Source organism: Lactiplantibacillus plajomi, from assembly GCF_005405405.1.
GTDB classification, from domain to species: domain Bacteria; phylum Bacillota; class Bacilli; order Lactobacillales; family Lactobacillaceae; genus Lactiplantibacillus; species Lactiplantibacillus plajomi.
Genome location: NZ_BJDZ01000055.1, coordinates 1 through 3,599, shown reverse-complemented (window position 1 = coordinate 3,599; position 3,599 = coordinate 1). Strand labels below are relative to the sequence as shown.

Here is a 3,599-nt window from a genome sequence, read left to right as displayed (position 1 = left end):
GGGGCTAACTGCTAAAGCAGTAAGCCCCTCTAATTCGATTTACCGTTGACTAACAGCTAGACAGAACTCTATTACTAGCATGAGATGGCTCTAATTAGCTCATATTTGCGTTCTAAGCGATTTAACGACTCAAGCCTGTATTTCTCTCTGGTCGTTTTTTAGATTGCTTATCGGGCTCATTTGGCGCTTTTAAGCCCACTTTGTGCCACGTCTCGGGTTTCATATGCACTTTGTCGCCTAATCTTTCTTTCAACACCTTGAACATGCGTTTAATCAAATCTTGCGCATGATTTAATTGTGTCCGCAATTTGTTATTTTCATCTTGCAGTTTATCATTCTTCATTTCCAATTCAAGCGCCCGACTACTAGCTTTAATTTCACTATCATGAGCTCTTTCAGCGTCAGATTTTGCATGGAGTGAATCAATAAAAGCACTCTTGGCATAAATTGCTCCCTGTTTCATTTGCTCAAAATCGTCTTTTTTAACCAACACGTAGCCTTTTTTAAAGCGTGGTTGTAAGGTTTCAACATTGGTTACATCAAAATCAGATTTTTTAAAATCTTCGAATTCTTGTCTCTGTTTTTTTGTATCTGCTTTAACCGTCTCTAATTCTTGACGCATAGCCTTGTATTCAGGCACAGACAAATTTTTACGCTCTTTGTTTTTTTGACCCCGTTCAAGCTTAAAACCTTTGGACTGTAAGAACTCGGGTAGCTCATCTTGCACCTGTTGCAGGGCTTCCCGATTAAACACCCGCTTAGCCGACAGTTTATTATCTTTATCAAACGGCACGATCCCCATATGCATATGGGGCGTGTGCTCGTCTAAATGCACCCAAGCATAGCGGATATTCTCGTCCCCAAACTTTTCAGCAAAGTACTGTTTAGCAGTTTCAAAATAGGCTCTGGTCTGTTTTTCGTCCAGTTGCTCAAAGAACCCCTTATCACTCGTAATAACCCACTCATTGGCTAAGACAGCGTCTTTACGGACAGCTCGGGAGCCAGCCTTGCGTTCGTCAATATAAGACTGAATATCCGTCTTAAAATTGTTCGTCCGTCCAGCCACCAAATCATAGTTCAAATGTGACCGTGAGACATCAATATCTTGGTTGCTATGATTGCTAGTTTTCCGTTGGTCGTGATTACCCAAACCAACCAAATTATCAGCTTTCAATTTCTGCATTCTTGCGACAACAAAACTCATTCCACACACCCCCTAATTCGGACACCGTCCATGTAAAGTATAACCCACTATACTTTACAACGTAAAGTGTGGGCTCTACCGAGGGTCGCTTTGCCAGCGGGACAGACCCCACCGCTCATTTTCCTGTTCGGAAAATATTGCTCTCGTGGACGAAAATTTTGGCTGTTCTCTTCCGCCAAAATAATCGCCACTCACGTTTTGCTTTGCAAACAAAAAGGAACCAATTACTTTGATTCCTCAGCAATTAATTCTTTTTTTATTCTCCGCTCTGCTTCCGGCTGAAGTATATACGGAAATTCCGGGTCACTCATATTAACCACAGCTTGACTAGTAGCTTTTGTAATAAGCTGATATTGTTCTAATAACAATACTTTCTGGTTATACATAGGTAGCTTAACAGCTCTTGGATGATACCTATAAAGTTGAGCCAAAATGTTTAGAGCATCTTCATCCTCAAATAGTTCATCCTGTTGTTTTTTTAAAAAGTCATCGAATGCCCTATCATTTTTTTCTTTACGTTTCTTACTCCCAAAATGAATAACAATCAAAAATAACGATACAAAAAACACCAACAAAATATATGGATTATAATTATTTAAAAATTTTTCCAAATGAAACTTAACTAAGTATTTTTCAGAAAGAAAATTCGTCATTAACAAAACTAGACTAGTTAATAAACTTGCTAACAAAATATCAAAATTAATTGGTTTCCCTAAAATATCTAAAACTTTCTCTGTTGTCTTCAAACTCACTATCTCCTTTTTAGTCCATATTATCTACTACACTAATAATATAGCTAAGTATCAACCAATCATTTCACACAAAAACACTCATTGTTACCACACGAAATAATTTTGTTTATTAAAGTCCCATTTAGCAACTACTTCTTCCGCAGCTTCCATTTCTTCTTTGCTATATTCTTCGTCACCAACGTGGATCAAATCGCCATTCTCAACATCTTCAAGTTTCAAATCTTGCTTAATTTGCTTTAATAACCCGCCATAACTAATTTGCCGAGTACCAGCTAAAGCAAACTCTAAATCTTTAATCACAGCTAAATTACGCTCATCATCAACCGTCATATAGTCAGCCGACTTGACCTCATATTTGGCAGTTTCTTCCGCACTGGCTTGTAAAGAATTAGTGCCTTTACGTTGATTAGCTTTAACAGCTTGTACATGCACCACAGGTTCATAATCAACTTTCAAAGCCCGTTGCCAAAAACTAGTCCATTCTGCTTGTGTAATATAATTAACGCTATCCCCTGTAAAATAACTAGATTTTACAAACAGTAAAACATGTAAATGCTGGTTATAAGAACCATCTTGTTCATTAACCGTAATTTCCGTTGAACGTAAGTACCCTAAAAGATTCTTAGCTACTTTTTTATAACGTGTTAATTTATTAAAGGCTTTAGTCAAAGCTCTTAAAGACACTTTTAGCTCCTCTGCTGAATGAGCGTTTTTAACGGTTAAAGTTAAAAATAAAAAACGTCCTTTAGGTTCTCTCACAACTGTTTCTGCAATAATTTGTTTTAATTGGCTCGAATTTTTCATACTTTTTCTCCAATTACACAACGGACATAACCGCTTTTTGCAAAACCAAGTCTGATACAGCTTCAAATGGTCACCAATTTTCCGAAAACGTAAAGTTTCCCCACAATTTTTAATATCATGTGCCCGCTTAAATTCTAAAATTGACAAATATTCTGCATAACGCACATTCTCAATTTTACGTTCTTTCCAAGGTCTTACTTTCCCATTCGCTGTAACATCTTCAAATACTTCAGACATAAAAAGCTCCTTCCGTTTTATCCACGTGAAGGAGCTGAAAAATCATTTTATGTAAGCTTACAACCTTGACATCATAGGGTTTTACCCCTAGAATATGACTGTAAATAACAAATGATAATCAACTCACGTGCTCGGACGACCAAATCAGAGAATTCACGTGGGTTTTTTATTTTGTCTTTTTATTAAAATTTATACCCTAATAATACACCCAAGCCCTATAAAATCAAGGGATACAGCCCAAACTACAAAAAACTAGTTGTTTCTAATAGTATCAAGATAAGAAGAAAGCGCCGAAAACCGGCGCTTTCAAAACCCAAAAGACAGATCAGCAAAAACCGCTGAACTGTCTTTTTTAAAACCGTGGCTTTCAGCCACACCGACCAGCTGAGCCAGCTGGAACGCAACGCTTGCCGCCGCTGGGCTCGAGGAAACAATGGCTTGTTTCCTAGGGCATGAGGCTTTTTGGTTGAGTAGAGTTAGTCAACTCCTTAAAGCCTCAAAAAGGGGCTAACTGCTAAAGCAGTAAGCCCCTCTAATTCGATTTACCGTTGACTAACAGCTAGACAGAACTCTATTACTAGCATGAGATGGCTCTAATTAGC

General features: G+C 37.9%; 3 protein-coding genes. All 3 read right to left on the bottom strand.

The window, feature by feature from the left end:
- Positions 1–121: 121 nt before the first annotated feature.
- The 3 genes from mobV to FFM82_RS13300 all read right to left on the bottom strand — a co-directional run bounded on the left by mobV (position 122) and on the right by FFM82_RS13300 (position 2,997).
- Positions 122–1,204 carry a MobV family relaxase gene (gene mobV / locus FFM82_RS13310; RefSeq protein WP_063486590.1) on the bottom strand — a complete coding sequence of 361 codons (1,083 nt, stop codon included), beginning with the start codon at positions 1,202–1,204 and terminating at the stop codon, positions 122–124.
- Positions 1,205–1,428: 224 nt separating this feature from the next.
- Positions 1,429–1,950 (bottom strand): super-infection exclusion protein B, encoded by a 522-nt coding sequence (locus FFM82_RS13305; protein WP_225425734.1) that lies wholly within the window; start codon positions 1,948–1,950, stop codon positions 1,429–1,431.
- Positions 1,951–2,040: 90 nt separating this feature from the next.
- Complete coding sequence (locus tag FFM82_RS13300) at positions 2,041–2,997, bottom strand: protein rep (RefSeq protein WP_002834600.1); 957 nt, start codon at positions 2,995–2,997, stop codon at positions 2,041–2,043.
- Positions 2,998–3,599: the final 602 nt, after the last annotated feature.